The following is a 13,941-nucleotide window of genomic DNA, read 5'->3' as shown; positions in this document are numbered from 1 at the left end:
TCAATTGAGTTGCCAAAACAATAGGACATAATTTGGATAATTTGTTTAATACAAAAAGCACTCAGATCAAATCGTGAAGAAAACCATCATACCAATTATTGCGATAATCATAGTCGGAATTGTATCAGCATATGCCATATCTCCATATTTTACTGAATCAACAGTAGACGAGGCAATACCTACAGGTGCCATTATTGAATCATCTATGGAAGAAACTATGATGGAAGAATCAGATATGGAAGAAACTATTCCAATTTCATATGCTGGAACATTTATCGGAGTTGGTGATGGAATCCATGATGCACAAGGTGATGCATACACAATACCATTAAAAGATGAAAGTAATGTTCTAAGACTGGAGAATTTCCAATCAACAAACGGACCTGATCTTTATGTTTACTTGGCAACAGACGATAATGCTTCAGAGTTTATCAATCTAGGAGAATTAAAGGCAAACAAGGGAAATCAGAATTATCAAATTCCAGAAGATGTAGATCTTAACAAATACAACAAAGTTTTGATTTGGTGCAAAGCATTTGGTGTCTTGTTTGGTAGTGCAGAATTAGAGTGATTTAACCAGAAACAGTTAATCTGTGTTTTTTTAAAACGAACTAACAACTGTTCATAGTTACATTATGCAGATTTTTGATATGATTACAAAAAAGGATGGCAAGCAAATCCTTGCTCAACTATCAGATACAGAAGAATTCTCATCAATAGTAGATAGTGTGGCCATCATAAAAAATACAAATTCTATGACTAGAAAATCTCTTGAATCAGTAGTAAATCAAGATGTGTTGGATAATTTCCAAAAAATTGAAGAGGCAATAATTAATTTGCAGGGTCTCTTTGAGGAAACAAAAAAACCCTTTTCAAGACCACAAAATAATCACACAGAAGAAATGTCTTATGTCTCATTATTTGAGATACTAAAGCAATCCATACCTGCAAACATTCCCTCAGAGATATTCATCAATCTTCCAAGACATGATTTTGCAATTAAAGGCATTAAAAAAAAATTAGTCATTCTATTTTCAAGTTTGATTAGAAACTCAATTCAAGCTATGGATAAGAAAGGAAAAATCACAATTAGAGCATTTGAGTCAAACAAGCAAGTAAGAATTGAGGTAGAAGACACAGGTAATGGAATACCAGAAGAGATGATGAAGCAACTTTTTGTAGCTCATACTACAACAAAGCAATTCGGTACAGGTCTTGGCACTTCACTTGCAAAATCCATCGTAGATTTACACGGAGGGACAATTTCTGCAAAGAACAATCCCACAACATTTACAATCCAATTGCCTGTCTACGAATAACAAACTAATACAAGAATCAATATTATATTGTATGAGTGATTTTTTGCATGCGACATCAATGGATCATATAAATATGAACGTCAAAGATTTAGAGAAAACTGTAGAATTTTACAAAAAACTTTTCGGATTTGAGATTAGAAAAGATGACAATTCCCCAAACAAACTAGATGCACCATCAAAAATTATTGGCAATGACTCTATCAAGCTATGTCTATATGAAGATCCTCAAACATCTACTGCTGGAGGAATATCTCACTTTGGTTTTCATGTTGCAAACTTTGATGACATAATTGACAAATGCAAGGAATTCAATGTCGAAGTTCTCTATGACGGTCCTGTAGAGTTTGAAAAATCAAGATCTGTTTACATTAAAGATCCTAGCGGGTATGACATTGAACTCAGTGAAGTATCTGGCGGCGGACTCTAGATATTTTGTGGAAATAAAATAGACATTAGAATAATTTAAGAAATCCTCAACTGGTATCTATTGCACATCTGTTTGGACCAATCTCCAAATCAGGAATCTGTGAATGCACTAGTTCTAATTCTCCTTTGTTGACGCTAATGATTTTCCTATAATTCATTGGCCGTGGACGTGTAATGGCAACTACTTTTTTGATAAACTCTTGTTTTGAGATATCTAACCATGGGAGTTTTTTTGCTTGCTGTATGGTAGAATAAAATGCATCATCTCTAGGTTCTACATCCCCATGATGAGTTGGGAATACCATAGTATCATCTGAAAGCCTGAGTAGTTTGTTATGTAGCGTATTGTGAAGATCTTCTGTGAACTCTTCTGCATTATCCCTCAAATCAGGTCTTCCAATTGACTCTACAAATAAGATATCACCAGTAAAGACATATTTTTCATCAACTACATAGCTTAGACTTCCAGGTGTGTGACCGGGAGTATGAATTACTCTGAGTTTTATTTTGCCAAATGACACTTCATCTGAATCTTCAACAAAGTTTGCATCATAATCATATCCCTCATATTTTGAAAGATGCAATTTTGCACCAGTAGCTTTTGCAAGGTCTCTTGCAGCAGAGACATGATCTGCATGCAGGTGAGTATCAAAAACCGCAGTTATTTGAAATCCTTCTTGCTTGGAGACATCAAGGTATTTTTCAAAAGGATGCAACGGATCAACTACAACAGCCTCTCCATTAGATTCTACAATATGGGAGAGACAGCCTTTTCCAACTTTTTGAATTTGGATGATTTTTATCGGTTCATTTACAACAGTTACGTCTTTGAGGAATTGGTTCCATGCTACCAATCCACCTGCAAGTGTTTGAGAATCGATTCCTGCTCTTGAGAGAGCAAAACTTGCAATCATTGCACGATTTCCATGTGGACAAATAGTTATGATTTCTTTATCTTTTGGAATATTTGAGGTAGTTTTTGCATCAAACAGTTTCTCTAAAGGAATGTTTACACTTCCAGGAATTTGAAATTCTATAAACTCGTCGCTGTTTCTAACATCTAATAGAAATACAGAGTCTAATTTTTGAGCAAGTTTATCAGGCGTTATTATTTTTCCAGTTTGACCTGAGGATATTTTTCCAGCCCATGTAGAAAATCCACCTTCAAGATAATGAGCGTTTAATCCAAATGACTTCATCATAGATGCAGTTTCTTTAGCAAAATCTTCAGGCTCAGAAATCAGTACAATTTTGATATTTTTTGGAATTTTGGGCATGATCTTTTCTTTGGCCTGTGCATCACATACTGCATGGACTGAGCCTTCAATGTGAGATTTTACAAAATTGTCTTTTTCTCGAATGTCAAACAAAAGAATTGGCTTTTGTTGAACTAAATCATCGTGTAACTCCTCTGGAGTAATTCCTAAATTTTCAATAGTTTTATTCATATGGTAATATTCTTAATTTTACTTTAAAATAAATAAGACATTTTTCATCAATGACTTTCAAACATGGCAATCGTTTTGAGGATAAAGTACTATCAAGACTCATCTGTCATAACTAGCACTAATTTCTGTCTGCTAATCGGAATTCCATGAAGGATAGCCACCATCTAGTGTTACAGCACTAAATCCCTCTTTGTTTAGCTCATCAGCTGCAATATTTCCTCGATATCCGGTACCACAGTATGTGCAAATTTTCTTACTTTTCAAATCCTCAATCTGCTTCTTTTTTGCATTTCTTATTACTAATCCAAGAGGCATGTGCCTGGATCCATCAATTTTACCTGAGGCAAGCTCATCAAGTTCCCTTACATCAACAATTACAAAATCATCTTTTTTTGATTTTAACTCATTTGCAGTAATCTTTTCGGCCATGAATTACTTGAGATGTTTTACTATTTATTCTAATTCTATTATGGAGTTTTGATATAATCAAGGCATACCGCAAGTTACAGAATATTTTGATATAACACATTTGACATATTGCATCTGGCGAAAACGTTAGAGGTTTGACATATCAAATGGATGCATCGAATCCTGATAGTTGTTTCATTACGTTTTCACCGAAAAGTGAACGAAAATGAAAAAAGTAAATTTGAAAAACAAAAGGCTAGTAGTACCTTTAGTAGCATTACTGTTTGTATCTGTTTTTTCAACAGCAGCATATGCTGTAGATGCAAAGGATGTTTACAATCAAGCAAAATTGGCTGCAGAATTAGAGTTTAGTGAAACAATTCAAAAAGCAAAAGCCGAATTAAAAGCAATATCTGAGAAACCAACCACAGATTCTGAAAGTAAAAAAATAGCTGAGGAAAATTACGACAAAATAGTTGAAGATGCAAAGAAAATACGAGATGAAAAAATTGCCCAAGCCTGGGAAACATACCAACATTCATCAACTACTCAAGTAAATGATCCAAAACAAGCAAGAGATGCATTTACCAAAAAAATCAATGATGCAAAAATAGAATATGAAAAACAGCTGCAAGATGCAAAAATTGCACATGAAAAATCTTTGTCTGATGCAACAAGCGAGCATGAAATCAAAGAATTAGAGGAAGATTATGAAAAAACACTCAATGGAATAAAACAGACATACAACGACGCAATAGATACAGCAAATGAAGAATATCGCAAAGCCAAAGAATCTCTAAAGAGAGACAAATAATTTCAGATGAGCAAATGATGCACTATCAAAAGTTGGTAGTGCATCAAAAATCATCTAGATAGCATAGTTAGTTCATCAATAATACAAGTTTTATTTTTTATTGAAATCCTGCATAATTTTTGGTAATTTGTCATCAGGGTTTTTTTGTATGTTATATTTTTTGCAAAACTCAAAATGATTTGGCCAGTTTGTTTTGGCAATTCTTCCAAAATCAGCACTGACCATTTTATCATACCAATCAATTATTATAATACCATACCCAAAGAAACGGCGAAGATACGTTCCAATCTCAGTTGGGATTTTGTTATTCAGTGTTAGAAATGCAATTTCATCAAGCGTATTCAGATAATCATTTGCATATCTTTCACAGTCCTCTGTTGTTTGTAAAACGGTATTTTTTTCTAGTCTTTTAGTCAAATCTTCATGAAATGAACGCAACAGTTGAGAATATGTTGCCCTGGTGTTTTCTTTTGTAGTCCTCCAGGTAATCCACAAAGTAATTGCAAATATTGTCATAGTTACAGAACTAATCATTACTGCCAAAACAGGAATCTCTATTGGAATCGAGATGAATTGGAGATATGTATTATTCAAAATATCAAACATGTTTCTTAATTGATATCTGTCTATTTGTATGAATATGTTATGATATGGGGAACTGTTTTTATCTGCTACTTGTATAATGAGGTAAATGGATTCAGATGAAAAGCAAAATCTAGAGCAAGCTTGTAAAAAAGTTTTGAAATTACCAAAAATTCGATTTGTAGGAGTTCTAAACCCAATGGGCAAAAAAATTGCAGGTGGCTTCAAAGATGGTGTCAAGTCTTTTCTTCAAGACAAAGACAATCAGAGGATGTATGTTCAATTAATGTTGGAATACATGATGAGAAAAGACTTTGACAAACAATTAGGCAAAATAGATTATATCGTCTCTAGGAGAAGTAACTTAACAATGATTAGCATTCCAACTAAAGAATATCTGGTCTTAATTTCTTCTGAAAGAGATGCTAACGCTCAAGAAATCATCAATCATGTCAATTCAGCTTTCACTACACTTCCAGACATTAAACCATAGGATTATTCTTCAGTGAATATCCAAGTTAAACCTCTAACTTCTTCCCAAGATAGATTTGAATCAATATTATTTTCTTTCATGATACATGTTACGCAATAATTGTTTATAATATTCATGAATCATTTGTTCAGATCATTGATCCATAGATTGATTGTAGAATATCAAAGAATCATAAATGTTAGAATTATTCTATATGAAAAAACTATTTTTCAAGTTCAAAAAAATCAATGTGCGTCATCAATGATTCGTTAATCTTTTCAATTACTTTTTTAATTATGTCCTGTTTTGATGTAAAAAATCCCCTAAAGTGATCTCCTTTTTGAACACCGCCAACATCTTCGGCAACTAAACCAAACAAGCCGTCTGGTCCTTTGGAGATAACTATCCACATATTTTGAAGATTTGTGCCTGCACAAGTAAGAACTTCTGCTTTTTCAGGAGGTGTTTGTGGTGCAAAGAACGGATTGTCAAATCCCCCAATTACCCAAGTCATTGGAATATTTTTCATTAGTTCAAGGTAATGTTTTTCTACATATTTGTAAAGGTGCTCAGCTTCAAATGTTGCAATTAGCGGCTCATATGCACGTTGGGCATGGTCTTCAATTAATTTACTTAGTCTGTAAAGGTCAGGTCTCTTTACATTATCAAACGTAATGAGTTTGGCTTTGATGTGATCTTCTAAGGTTGCAAATTTATTTTGAACAGTAATGTCAGTTTGTTCAGTTTTTTGTATTACGTCAAACTCTTGATAAATTGAATCAAGGAATTTTTCACTGACTTGCATAATTTTGTTAAGACCTTACTGTATTTAGAGGATGTTATCATTTTTGGAAAAAATAAAAATCAAAATTAAAAGAACATATTTGAAAAAAAGAAAATTAGTTGTGATAATTAATTGTGTCTTGGAGTTGCTTTTCCAGTAATCCTAACGATGTCAGGATCAGACGCAATCTTTTCAACATGTCTGACACCCATAAGACCAGAAAATATTACGGCATCACCCCATTTGTTGGTAGTAATTTCAATAGGATACTTGTCTCTGCCCTCTTCTTGCTTCTTGTGAATGTCAACTCCATCTTTGTATGTAACATCTAGATGCACATGAGGAATATCTGGACCAACATATCGTTTGAGATTTAATTCAAAGAGCATAATTCTAACGATAAGCTCAGGATCAATTGTTGGATGCGAGTTCATTACATTATTTAGAAATAATCTAAAGTGTCCCTCAATTGTGGATTGTTGACTCATAATGAAAATAGAGTAAAACTGTATTTAAAGAAAGATTATTCTGCAAGCTAATGCCAACAATTTTGAGTGGATTGGCACCATGGAATCATTTTTTGAAACATTAAATGCAGTTATGTTGTTCATACAGTTATGAAATCAGTTCTTGTCACAGGTGCAACTGGTTTTATTGGTTCTAGACTTGTTTCAGCATTGCTTGAAAAAAATTATTCTGTATCCACTCTTATCAGACCAGGGAAAAATACAGATGCAAAAGCCGATAAAATAACAGGCGATCTTACCGATTCAGATTTGGATTTTGAAGGAAAAAGCTTTGACTGTGTCTTTCATTTGGCATCTTGCACACCGCTAGAAAAAAACTCTAAAGTTTTAGAAAAGGTCAATCTTACTGGAACCAAAAATCTTTTTGAGGCAATTAATGGAAAGACAAAGTCAATCATATACATTTCAGGGTTAGGAGTGTTTGGTGAACCCGGAGACAAGGTAATTGACGAATCGGCTCCACGTAATCCAAATACAAAATTTGTCAGTATCAGATTAGAGGCTGAAAAATATCTTGGAAAAAAATGTCGCGAGAATGGAATTGATTTTTCCGTGGTATATTTTGGAGATGTATATGGCTCAAAGGGCTGGTTTTATGATATTCTAGTTAAAAGATTGGAAAAAAAATCATTCAGGCTCCCAAATGGAGGCAAGTACTTCAAGGGATTTGTCAATGTAGATGATGCAGTAGGAAGTATGATTGCAGTTTTAGAAAAGCAGGTATTTGGAGAGTCCTTCATTGTTGCAGATTCAGAGCCTGCTCTTTTCAAAGACTTTGTGAACTTTACTGCAGACCAAATCGGGGTAAAGCATCCAGGAAATGTTCCAACATTTCTTGCAAAAGCAGTTTTAGGTTCTGATTTAGTAAAACTGCTAACAACATCAATGAAAGTATCAAACAAGAAGATTTCAGAGATATATTCATTCAAGTATCCTAGTTACAAAGAAGGGATTCCCAAAGTAATTTCCGAGATTAAAGAAAACGATTCTTTGTTGCAAAAATAATTTTCATTAAACACATTGTTCTAATTTTGTATATTTCATATTTGAGAATCTTGATTCAATGAATAAATAGGTCAAATTAACAAAATCAGATTAATAGGACATTGAGAAAAATTGAGGTTATCTGCTATGAGCAGCAAAGTAAAAGCATAGAATATTCATTCAAGAAATACAAGATTCCTTTTCACTCAGAATTAACTATGGCAGACGACCAGAAACTGCTCAGATACACAGGAATATGTCCTGATTCATTAGCAAATGCACTATCAAATGAATTAAACAAAATCATTGACACTAGAACAAAAGAGCTGTATGTGACTAGTTTTGCAATTGAGGCCACATTATCAGATTACTTGTCAAACTATGTCAAAGAGCTTGAATCAAAACAAGTCAAAGTAAAAAAGAAAAAACTAATCGAAGAGTACGATTCCATAATAAGCCCCAATGTAAATTTCAACAAGAATCTCCTTTTCATGATTGTAATAGCTGCAGGAGTTGCAGCAGTTGGGCTGTTTGCAAACAATGCGTCTTTGGTAATTGGTGCTATGTTGATATCGCCATTGCTAGGACCGATTTCTGCATTTTCATTCAATACCGCAGTTGGTAAAACCGAAAAAATGTACAAATCACTTATTTCAGGTTCCATTCTATTAGTATCAGTTATTCTTACAGGTGCTCTTTTGACATTTATCGGAGCTCAATTCATGGAGTTACCATTAACAAATGAGATTTTATCAAGAACTGAAATATCTCCCGTGTTTTTGGGAGTGGCAATTGCGCTGGGATTTGCAGGAGGAATTGCAATGTCAACCAACATTCCAGGAATTTTAGTAGGAGTGGCAATTGCAGCAGCGTTAGTCCCACCAGCAACTGTTGCAGGCATTGGAATTGCATTATGGGATTTTGAGATTTTTTCAAGCGCTTTGACACTCACTGCGGCAAACATCATAGGATTGGTTCTTGGAATGATGATAGTATTTTTCATAGGAGGAGTATCTCCAAGAAAGTTTTACGAAAAAGAAAAAGCTCAGCGACACATGATTATCACAATATCAGTGTTCATTGGTTTGAGTATTCTATTAGGATTTTTATTGTTCAAACCTTAGTACATTTTCAGGAACAAATTTTTTGTCAGAATAAATTAATTTATGATTTTGGAGGCTTGACTATCATCACAGGACATTGGGCTTTTGCCACAACATTTGATGCCACACTGCCCAGTACCACTTTTTTAAAACCAGACCTACCATGAGAACCCATTACAATCAAATCTGTATTGTGCTTCTCTGCAAATAAAAGAATTCCATCAGAACTTGAAGAATTGTGAACTATTTCAACTGAGATTGGCACATTTTCAACAATGTTTGAATTTTTTAGTTTATTCAAATCTTCTTTTGCTTTATTCTCAGATTCATCATGTGCCTCCTCAGCACGAGACAAGGACATTCCAGATGTATCAATATCACTTCCAATAACTGAAATCAGAGTTAGTTTTGAATCAAATTTTTTTGCAATCTCCATTGCTTTTTCAAATGCAAGATCACCAAAATTTGTAAAATCATAAGGAACTAGGATGTTATTTATCATACTAGACACATAATTTTTTCAGATATTAAGATATGCCATAATGTATGTTTGTCAAATATTATGGGCGATTTTAATCAAGACATACTCGATCAGAATGATTTCTATATAGAATATGGAACTATCATAATCTATGCCTAGTATTTGTAAATAGAATTTTCAAACCAATTTTATCAATGAAGACAACAACATCGTTACTGATTTTATTGACTGCACTTGGAGCTATAATCACTCCAATGTACGCAGACGCAGCAACATCACCTGATGTACCTGATCCAAACCAAGAGTTTACCTTGACAGGAGCAGGAGCAACATTCCCATATCCACTAATTGATTTATGGAGAGTTGAATACAATAAGGAATTCAACAATGTAAATCTAAATTACCAATCAATTGGAAGTGGTGGCGGAATTAAACAGCACATAGAAAAAACTGTGAATTTTGCAGCATCAGATAAACCCATGAGTCAAAAAGAAAGAGACATTGCAGTAGGAACGCTACACATTCCAGAATCAATCGGGGGCGTAACTGTAGTATACAATGTCCCAGAAATTCCAAACAAAGGTCTAAAATTAACAGGCGAAACTGTTTCAAAGATTTTCTTAGGGGAAATTACGAGATGGGATGATCCTTTAATTGCCAAAGACAATCCAGGATTGAATCTTCCTGATCATGAAATTGTCACAGCACATAGATCAGATGGATCTGGAACCACTTTCATATTTACAGACTATTTAGCTACTGTTAGTCCAACATGGGATGAGCAGATAGGTAAAGGAAAATCTGTGCCATGGCCTTCAGGTCTTGCAGCTGCAGGAAATGAAGGAGTTGCAGGCATTGTAAAATCTACTGAATACTCTATTGGCTACATTGAACTTGCATATGCATTTCAAACTGGAATGACTTTTGCATCAATTCAAAATGGAGACAAAACTGCATTTATCGAGCCTACATTAGACAGTATTTCTGCTGCATCTAGTGGAGTAGCAGATACGTTACCTGCAGCCGAAGAGAGCTGGGTTGATGTATCACTAGTCAATGCACCAGGACCGGATTCATATCCCATAGCTAGTTTTACTTACTTGCTATTGTATGATGATCTAAAATCAGTAACTGATAACAAAGAACAAGCAAAAGCCGTAATCCATATGATTTATTGGATGATTACTGATGGTCAACAACACTCTGCAAGTTTACTATATGTCCCACTAGCCGATAAAGTGGTAGAACTTGGTAAACAAGGTTTATCAAAAATAACCTATGATGGAGAAACTATTTGGAATTATGAGGCAGAAGCTGCTGTAGATTTGGGAATCCCACAATGGATTAAAGATAATGCAAAGTGGTGGTCTGAAGGAATGATATCCGATCAAGACTATATTAACGGATTACAATATCTAATCCAACAAGGCATTCTCAAAGTATAATTTTTTTCTTTTTTTATTTTTTTAAGACTCTGCAATGACACTTTGCACTGTTTCATCTATTGCAATTTCAGATATATCTCTGGAATATTCTGCAGTTCTTCGGATATCTTCTAAAATTAGTTTGATAATTGCAGTGTTGTTGTTTTGTTTGAGTGAATCCATTAATTTTTTCTCTTTTTCAATTACTTTGGTAACACTTGTCGCAACCTTTTCTGCCATCTCATAATCTCTTTCAGATAGGGCAGTTATGGAATTTTCAAAAACAGTAAGGGAATCTTTGCTTATTTGCTCTATTTCTTTGAGGACTTTTTTCTCGATTGCAGAATCCAGATATTTTATTTTTTTTGCAATCAGTCCTGCATGATCGGCAATTCTTTCTACACATTTTACTACAGTTCTATAACCTAGACAATCAGATGGTTTTTCGAGGCCAGAATCAATCAAAACTTGCACATTTTCTAGCGACAAATTCAGATTTCTCAATAAATATAGACTGAATCTGTCCACCTCATCATCCATTTTGAGTACTTCTTCGGCAAACTCTGAATCCAGTTCCTTTAATGCCTCAATTGCGTCCTGATGCATGTTTGTGGCAGTAATGTACATTCTTTTTAGCGCAACATCAAATGACAATTGTGCGAGTTGTGTAAGAACTTGAAGGACAATTCTCTCAGAGCTTGTCTCAATTATTTCAGTTCCCATAAGTGTGGTTCTAACCAAATCCCTAATTGCCCCTCTATGCATACTAGGAATTTCCATTCCTTTTGTTTTGATCTCTATGGTTTTGTAACCTGATAGATACATTGCAATAATCTTTCTTCTTATGGATTCTTTTAAATCACTTTTTCCAATAAATGCAATAGCGTTGGTTTTTTTATTTTGTTCTTCTTGAAATAATGTAATTGAATTATTACGATTTTTTATTAGTGTGATATTGGAATTTTTCTGTAGTTTTAATTCATCAATCCATGTTTTTGGTAATGAAACAGTATATGTTGAGCCGCCGGTAACCTGTAAGCGTCTAATCTGTTTAATGTCAGTCAATCTATCTAACAATACCATGTCTTTATTTTTTAGTCATATACTGCTAATGATCATATTCTATATAGATCTAAATCCATATCATACTCTACATATTTTATGATCATTTTTTAGATATCATAACTTTATCATCAAAATTTATGGCCAGGCCAAAACTTGAACCAAAAAAACACAGAAGACTTCCAATTTCAGACAAAGTTTTCAAAATCGGTGCAACTCTTGCTGGGGTCTATGTTCTATTAATGATAGCATTGCTTGTCTTTCAATTAGTTTCTGAATCTTATCCAATTTGGGAAGAAGAAGGTCTTTCCTTTATTGTTGGTACTGACTGGAACGCTGTTGAGGATCGTGAGTCCTTTGGTGCTTTGCCCTACATCTTGGGAACTTTAGTTACTGCAGCACTTGCCATGGCAATTGGCGTTCCCCTTAGCCTCGGAATTGCAATGTTTATCTCAGATGCCCCTGCAAAGATTGGCGGACCGCTAGGATTTTTAGTGGAATTGTTGGCCGCAGTTCCAAGTGTGATTTATGGGCTTTGGGGTCTTTTTGTTTTTAGGATTTATTTCAAAGATTGGATTGAAATCCCACTACACAATACCTTTGGGGATTCCATATGGTTATTTTCTGGAAAGCCATTTGGATTAGACATTATCACTGCAAGTGTAATATTGGCAATTATGATCATCCCAACAGTTTCAGCTGTTTCTCGCGAAGTAATGAAGGCAGTTCCTCAACAACAAAAAGAAGCAGCATATATGCTGGGTGCAACAAAATGGGAAATGTTCAGACTTGCGGTATTTCCATATTCCAAAACGGGTTTGATTGGTGCATCAATACTTGGATTGGGAAGAGCAGTTGGCGAAACCATGGCAGTAACAATGTTAATTGGAAATGCAACAGGAATTGCAGCAATTCCTTCTTCGTTTTTCAAACCAAGTCAAACAATGTCAAGCATTATTGCAAATGAGTTTGTAGAAGCTTCTCCTGCATCACTGCATCTTCCGGCATTAATTGGAGTTGCACTGGTCTTGTTGTTAGTTGCAATTGTGATTAATGTTATTGCACATATTCTTGTAACTAGAATGCTCAAAGTTAAGGAAGGTGCAATTAACAATTGACAACTACTCTAGAACGAAGACAAGAGTATCGTGCCTTATTCAAGTCAAATGTAGCAAAGAGACTTGTAGTCGATAAAGTTGTAAGAATAATTGTTTTTGCATGTGTAATCATTGCAATTATTCCACTTGGAAGTATCCTAGTCGAAGTTTTCAAAAATGGAATAGCTGCAATAAGTTTTGAGTTTTTGACTGAAACTCCAGGTGCAATTGGTTCTGGTGAGGGAGGGATTGGTCCTGCAATTCAAGGTACTCTGATAATTATCGGACTTGCAAGTCTGATTGGAGTCCCGATTGGTGTGATGTCAGGTATCTATTTGGCAGAATATGGGGATAACAAACTTGCCCGTTCCATTAGATTCTTCAATGATGTCTTTATGGAATTCCCATCAATCGTACTTGGAATATTTGCATTTTTAGTAATTGTTTTAATTCTTGGACATTTCTCAGTATGGGCAGGAGCTTTTGCGTTATCTTTGATAATGTTTCCAATTGTAGCTAGAACCACAGAAGAATCCTTGAAGATGGTCCCAATAACTTATCGTGAAGCAGGAACTGCTCTAGGCTTGAAAAAATGGATTATTACATTTAGAATAGTAATATCTGCTGCAAAAAGTGGCATGATTACAGGGATTTTACTTTCTATCTCCAGAATTGGTGGTGAAACTGCGCCATTAATCATGACAATTCTTGGAAGTAGTCAATTCTTCAGCAGCATGGATGTTCCAATGGACGCATTACCCTTGAGAATCTGGAGACTATCTTTACTTCCATATGATAGTGCACAGCTTCAGGGTTGGGGATCAGCTCTAGTTTTGATAATAATTATTTTGGGAATCAATTTGGGAGTGAGATACTATTTTGCAAATAAAAAAGGAAACGGGATCATCGGGAGATTAATTAAAGCAGGAGTTACAAGACAAAAATGACTGCATTGAGCATACCTACACCAAAAATTACAAGTTCTTTAGATTCTGATAATTCATCGTCTC

The 13,941-nt window shown here is 34.6% G+C and carries 17 protein-coding genes; 10 read left to right on the top strand and 7 right to left on the bottom strand.

The features are described from left to right. Positions 1 to 73: 73 nt before the first annotated feature. The 3 genes from C6990_RS07980 to C6990_RS07970 all read left to right on the top strand — a co-directional run bounded on the left by C6990_RS07980 (position 74) and on the right by C6990_RS07970 (position 1,746). The gene (locus C6990_RS07980) at positions 74 to 571 is read left to right on the top strand and encodes a DM13 domain-containing protein (protein WP_182130158.1); all 498 of its coding nucleotides are present in this window, start codon (positions 74 to 76) and stop codon (positions 569 to 571) included. A gap of 79 nt (positions 572 to 650) precedes the next feature. Next, entirely contained in the window at positions 651 to 1,319 is a 669-nt protein-coding gene (locus tag C6990_RS07975; protein WP_182130156.1) for a sensor histidine kinase, read from the top strand. Positions 1,320 to 1,350: 31 nt separating this feature from the next. Continuing rightward, positions 1,351 to 1,746 carry a VOC family protein gene (locus C6990_RS07970; RefSeq protein ID WP_182130154.1) on the top strand — a complete coding sequence of 132 codons (396 nt, stop codon included), beginning with the start codon at positions 1,351 to 1,353 and terminating at the stop codon, positions 1,744 to 1,746. A 46-nt stretch (positions 1,747 to 1,792) separates the two neighbouring features. Here C6990_RS07970 and C6990_RS07965 read toward each other — a convergent pair whose 3' ends face one another. Beyond that, positions 1,793 to 3,193 carry an MBL fold metallo-hydrolase gene (locus tag C6990_RS07965; protein WP_255465329.1) on the bottom strand — a complete coding sequence of 467 codons (1,401 nt, stop codon included), beginning with the start codon at positions 3,191 to 3,193 and terminating at the stop codon, positions 1,793 to 1,795. A 132-nt stretch (positions 3,194 to 3,325) separates the two neighbouring features. After that, entirely contained in the window at positions 3,326 to 3,622 is a 297-nt protein-coding gene (locus tag C6990_RS07960) for a rhodanese-like domain-containing protein (protein ID WP_182130152.1), read from the bottom strand. Between the two features lie 205 nt (positions 3,623 to 3,827). Between C6990_RS07960 and C6990_RS07955 the strand changes: the two genes are divergently transcribed. Beyond that, the gene (locus tag C6990_RS07955; protein ID WP_182130150.1) at positions 3,828 to 4,415 is read left to right on the top strand and encodes a hypothetical protein; all 588 of its coding nucleotides are present in this window, start codon (positions 3,828 to 3,830) and stop codon (positions 4,413 to 4,415) included. A gap of 90 nt (positions 4,416 to 4,505) precedes the next feature. Here C6990_RS07955 and C6990_RS07950 read toward each other — a convergent pair whose 3' ends face one another. Then, positions 4,506 to 5,021: a hypothetical protein gene (locus C6990_RS07950; RefSeq protein ID WP_182130147.1), complete on the bottom strand. Its 516-nt coding sequence runs from the start codon at positions 5,019 to 5,021 to the stop codon at positions 4,506 to 4,508. Positions 5,022 to 5,106: 85 nt separating this feature from the next. Here C6990_RS07950 and C6990_RS07945 point away from each other — a divergent pair, with 85 nt between their 5' ends. Continuing rightward, positions 5,107 to 5,490 carry a DUF6659 family protein gene (locus C6990_RS07945; RefSeq protein ID WP_182130145.1) on the top strand — a complete coding sequence of 128 codons (384 nt, stop codon included), beginning with the start codon at positions 5,107 to 5,109 and terminating at the stop codon, positions 5,488 to 5,490. Positions 5,491 to 5,692: 202 nt separating this feature from the next. Here the strand turns inward: C6990_RS07945 and C6990_RS07940 are convergent, their stop codons facing one another. Both C6990_RS07940 and C6990_RS07935 read right to left on the bottom strand, forming a co-directional pair. Next, the gene (locus C6990_RS07940) at positions 5,693 to 6,274 is read right to left on the bottom strand and encodes a hypothetical protein (protein WP_182130143.1); all 582 of its coding nucleotides are present in this window, start codon (positions 6,272 to 6,274) and stop codon (positions 5,693 to 5,695) included. A gap of 107 nt (positions 6,275 to 6,381) precedes the next feature. Beyond that, positions 6,382 to 6,741: a hypothetical protein gene (locus C6990_RS07935; protein WP_182130141.1), complete on the bottom strand. Its 360-nt coding sequence runs from the start codon at positions 6,739 to 6,741 to the stop codon at positions 6,382 to 6,384. Positions 6,742 to 6,870: 129 nt separating this feature from the next. Between C6990_RS07935 and C6990_RS07930 the strand changes: the two genes are divergently transcribed. Further along, positions 6,871 to 7,785, top strand: coding sequence for an NAD-dependent epimerase/dehydratase family protein (locus tag C6990_RS07930; RefSeq protein ID WP_182130139.1), 915 nt, complete (start codon positions 6,871 to 6,873; stop codon positions 7,783 to 7,785). Positions 7,786 to 7,886: 101 nt separating this feature from the next. Further along, on the top strand, positions 7,887 to 8,888 hold the full coding sequence (locus C6990_RS07925) for a TIGR00341 family protein (protein WP_182130137.1): 1,002 nt from the start codon (positions 7,887 to 7,889) through the stop codon (positions 8,886 to 8,888). Positions 8,889 to 8,928: 40 nt separating this feature from the next. Here C6990_RS07925 and C6990_RS07920 read toward each other — a convergent pair whose 3' ends face one another. Further along, positions 8,929 to 9,369 (bottom strand): universal stress protein, encoded by a 441-nt coding sequence (locus tag C6990_RS07920; protein ID WP_255465327.1) that lies wholly within the window; start codon positions 9,367 to 9,369, stop codon positions 8,929 to 8,931. A 173-nt stretch (positions 9,370 to 9,542) separates the two neighbouring features. Between C6990_RS07920 and pstS the strand changes: the two genes are divergently transcribed. Continuing rightward, positions 9,543 to 10,793 carry a phosphate ABC transporter substrate-binding protein PstS gene (gene pstS / locus C6990_RS07915; protein WP_182130135.1) on the top strand — a complete coding sequence of 417 codons (1,251 nt, stop codon included), beginning with the start codon at positions 9,543 to 9,545 and terminating at the stop codon, positions 10,791 to 10,793. Between the two features lie 21 nt (positions 10,794 to 10,814). On the opposite strand, the gene C6990_RS07910 is transcribed toward pstS, so the two are convergent. Then, complete coding sequence (locus C6990_RS07910) at positions 10,815 to 11,849, bottom strand: PhoU domain-containing protein (RefSeq protein WP_255465325.1); 1,035 nt, start codon at positions 11,847 to 11,849, stop codon at positions 10,815 to 10,817. Positions 11,850 to 11,974: 125 nt separating this feature from the next. On the opposite strand from C6990_RS07910, the gene pstC reads away from it, so the two are divergent. Then, a complete protein-coding gene (gene pstC, locus C6990_RS07905; RefSeq protein ID WP_182130131.1) occupies positions 11,975 to 12,952 on the top strand; it encodes a phosphate ABC transporter permease subunit PstC in 978 nt (325 codons plus the stop codon). Continuing rightward, positions 12,949 to 13,878, top strand: coding sequence for a phosphate ABC transporter permease PstA (pstA, locus tag C6990_RS07900; protein ID WP_182130129.1), 930 nt, complete (start codon positions 12,949 to 12,951; stop codon positions 13,876 to 13,878). Before pstC ends, pstA begins: the two co-directional genes overlap by 4 nt. Positions 13,879 to 13,941 lie beyond the last annotated feature (63 nt).

The organism is Nitrosopumilus sp. b3, assembly GCF_014078525.1.
Classification (GTDB): domain Archaea; phylum Thermoproteota; class Nitrososphaeria; order Nitrososphaerales; family Nitrosopumilaceae; genus Nitrosopumilus.
The sequence above is the reverse complement of the archived record's forward strand: the minus strand, read 5'-3'. Positions and strand labels throughout refer to the sequence as shown.

What these genes read in the sequence shown, in the direction of transcription:
- C6990_RS07950 (WP_182130147.1), bottom strand. Translation starts at nt 5,021, where the DNA reads ATGTTTGATATTTTGAATAATACATATCTCCAATTCATCTCGATTCCA.
- C6990_RS07965 (WP_255465329.1), bottom strand. Translation starts at nt 3,193, where the DNA reads ATGAATAAAACTATTGAAAATTTAGGAATTACTCCAGAGGAGTTACAC.
- C6990_RS07935 (WP_182130141.1), bottom strand. Translation starts at nt 6,741, where the DNA reads ATGAGTCAACAATCCACAATTGAGGGACACTTTAGATTATTTCTAAAT.
- C6990_RS07970 (WP_182130154.1), top strand. Translation starts at nt 1,351, where the DNA reads ATGAGTGATTTTTTGCATGCGACATCAATGGATCATATAAATATGAAC.
- C6990_RS07930 (WP_182130139.1), top strand. Translation starts at nt 6,871, where the DNA reads ATGAAATCAGTTCTTGTCACAGGTGCAACTGGTTTTATTGGTTCTAGA.
- pstC (WP_182130131.1), top strand. Translation starts at nt 11,975, where the DNA reads ATGGCCAGGCCAAAACTTGAACCAAAAAAACACAGAAGACTTCCAATT.
- C6990_RS07920 (WP_255465327.1), bottom strand. Translation starts at nt 9,369, where the DNA reads ATGATAAATAACATCCTAGTTCCTTATGATTTTACAAATTTTGGTGAT.
- C6990_RS07960 (WP_182130152.1), bottom strand. Translation starts at nt 3,622, where the DNA reads ATGGCCGAAAAGATTACTGCAAATGAGTTAAAATCAAAAAAAGATGAT.
- pstS (WP_182130135.1), top strand. Translation starts at nt 9,543, where the DNA reads ATGAAGACAACAACATCGTTACTGATTTTATTGACTGCACTTGGAGCT.
- C6990_RS07945 (WP_182130145.1), top strand. Translation starts at nt 5,107, where the DNA reads ATGGATTCAGATGAAAAGCAAAATCTAGAGCAAGCTTGTAAAAAAGTT.
- C6990_RS07940 (WP_182130143.1), bottom strand. Translation starts at nt 6,274, where the DNA reads ATGCAAGTCAGTGAAAAATTCCTTGATTCAATTTATCAAGAGTTTGAC.
- C6990_RS07975 (WP_182130156.1), top strand. Translation starts at nt 651, where the DNA reads ATGATTACAAAAAAGGATGGCAAGCAAATCCTTGCTCAACTATCAGAT.
- C6990_RS07955 (WP_182130150.1), top strand. Translation starts at nt 3,828, where the DNA reads ATGAAAAAAGTAAATTTGAAAAACAAAAGGCTAGTAGTACCTTTAGTA.